Genomic DNA, 2167 nt, shown 5'->3' with positions numbered 1-2167 from the left:
TAAAAAAGCATGTCTCCTATGGACGCACCGATAAGCTTGAACGCTATGCAGACATTGCTCTGGAGTCCTCTCAGCGGGCTGCCGCACTGACTCATCGTCTGCTTGCCTTTTCACGTCGACAGCCGCTTACGCCAAAGCCAGTTGATATCATCAACCTGATCAATAATATCGAGATGCTTTTAAGACGCTCGATGGGCCCGTCGCATCTGCTCGAGATAAGGGCACAGCACGACCTTTGGTTAACGGTATGTGATCCCCATCAGCTGGAAAATGCAATTCTTAACCTGACTATCAATGCCCGGGATGCCTTGGGTGAAGAAGGCAAGCTGCTGATTGAGCTTGAGAACTGTCCTGGCCTATCAGATGGAGCCCAGGGCGACTATGTACGAATTGGCTTAACCGATAATGGTACAGGCATGTCGGCTGAGGTCATGGAGCGGGCCATCGAGCCGTTTTTTACCACCAAGCCCATGGGGGAGGGGACGGGTCTCGGACTTTCCATGGTCTATGGTTTTGCCAGACAAAGTGAAGGCCGCTTGAACATCCTGTCTGTAGAAGGCAAAGGAACAACTATTAACCTGTACCTGCCTCGCTATCAGGGACAAGTCCAAGAGGATACTTCAGGCCCTATAGCCGATCCTCAGAAATCAATGACACGTGAAACGGTTCTCTTGGTTGAGGATGACCCAGCCATTCGCGAGCTGATTCCAGAAGTGCTTGAGGAGTTGGGTTATCTCACGCTTGTTGCCAGTGACGGGTATGAGGGCTTGGAGATCCTGCAAAATCAACCTGGAATCGATCTGTTGATTACTGATATAGGGCTGCCTGGACTTAACGGGCGAGACCTTGCAGCTAAAGCCTTGAGAATAAACCCAACGTTAAAGGTGCTCTTTATTACCGGTTATGATCAGAACGTAACGCTGCAAAAAAGCCTTCACCAACCCGGAGTAGAACTTATAACTAAACCCTTCACGATTGCGGGTCTTGCTTCAAAAATAAGCAGCATGACTAAAGATAGCTAAATGTTTGCCGTACGAGAGGCTACCTCGTTAGCACAGGAATTTTGAGTAAGCTCACATCAAGCTTAAGAAGTATTCTTGTCCTAGAGCAAGGAATACAGCTCAGCTAGACAGGAAAAGGGTCTTCCATGGCATGGGGAGGCCCGCGCCATAAGTAGCTTGCCCGTTTGAAGTAGCCCGGGTGACTCAAAAGCATCTCGATAAATTTTTTACCCTTTATTTACCAGGTGTCTATGTCCAAGCTTGCCCAATTTCGTGCTGCCGAGGAGCAGCTAAAAGCTCAACTTCAGCTTCTGGATTCCCTGAAAAAAGACGAGTCGCTTCAATATGAAAGGGAGTTTGAAAAAAAGCTTCAAGAGCTGATGAAGGAATACGGTAAGAACTTAGCGGATATCATCGAAATTATCGACCCGGCTTACTCTTGTAAGCCCTTTTCTCAGGCTGCGCATCCTGAAAAGACATCCTATCGCACACGTACTATAAAGACTTACAAGCATCCTGAGACAGGTGAAATCATTGAGACCAAAGGTGGTAATCACAAAGGACTTAAAGCTTGGAAGGCCCAATACGGCGCTAATGTAGTGGAAGGATGGTTGCAATAAAGCCTAACCTTCTTTGAGCTCTCTTGGCTAAGGCCGGTTGCACTCCTATAGGCAGACTTTGCCTATAGCTAAAGGCTTACATAGCATGGGTATGATTTGATCTTTTGCCGTTTCGGAAGACTTAATAATCTAACCCTATCACTACAGCACAGGATGCGCTCAGCCTGTTCATGGATAGGTGACTATCGCCAGGATGGCAGCCTGACACGGATAGTAGGTATGGTCAGCAGAACCCGCTTTAGCGGTTTTTTGCATTGATAGCACTGCGACTGTAGTTATCGGACCGATGAGCCTGTCCTAATAGGATAGCAGGCCATCCCTTTCCCATAAGTACGCAGATAGGTTTGAAGCAGCCTCCAGACGGATCGTACGTAGCCTGTCAGAGCTGTAGGAACTCTTTCTCATGGCCACAAGGGCCTGCCGGGTATAGAAGGCCTATGATCTTTCGCCTCTTCTTACTCTGCAGCTCTTTATAAGCGGCCATTCTGTGCAGTAGAGGATATGGGTATGGAAAACGTCTCTGAAATAATGTCGCAGCTATTACAA

Annotated in this window: 2 protein-coding genes; both read left to right on the top strand. The window is 47.9% G+C overall.

Going from position 1 to position 2167, the window contains the following annotated elements; all coding sequences use genetic code 11:
* A partial coding sequence (locus tag IQ22_RS23000; RefSeq protein ID WP_145146117.1) for a response regulator occupies nucleotides 1-1022 on the top strand: 1022 nt, incomplete at its 5' end.
* A 230-nt stretch (nucleotides 1023-1252) separates the two neighbouring features.
* Nucleotides 1253-1621: a histone-like nucleoid-structuring protein, MvaT/MvaU family gene (locus IQ22_RS22995; protein ID WP_145146116.1), complete on the top strand. Its 369-nt coding sequence runs from the start codon at nucleotides 1253-1255 to the stop codon at nucleotides 1619-1621.
* Nucleotides 1622-2167 lie beyond the last annotated feature (546 nt).

The organism is Pseudomonas duriflava (assembly GCF_007830155.1).
In the GTDB taxonomy this organism is placed as follows: Bacteria; Pseudomonadota; Gammaproteobacteria; order Pseudomonadales; family Pseudomonadaceae; genus Chryseomonas; species Chryseomonas duriflava.
This window is presented reverse-complemented; position numbering and strand designations above follow the sequence as displayed.

Excerpts from the sequence above, each read along its gene's own strand:
- IQ22_RS22995 (WP_145146116.1), top strand. The coding sequence starts at position 1,253 with ATGTCCAAGCTTGCCCAATTTCGTGCTGCCGAGGAGCAGCTAAAAGCT.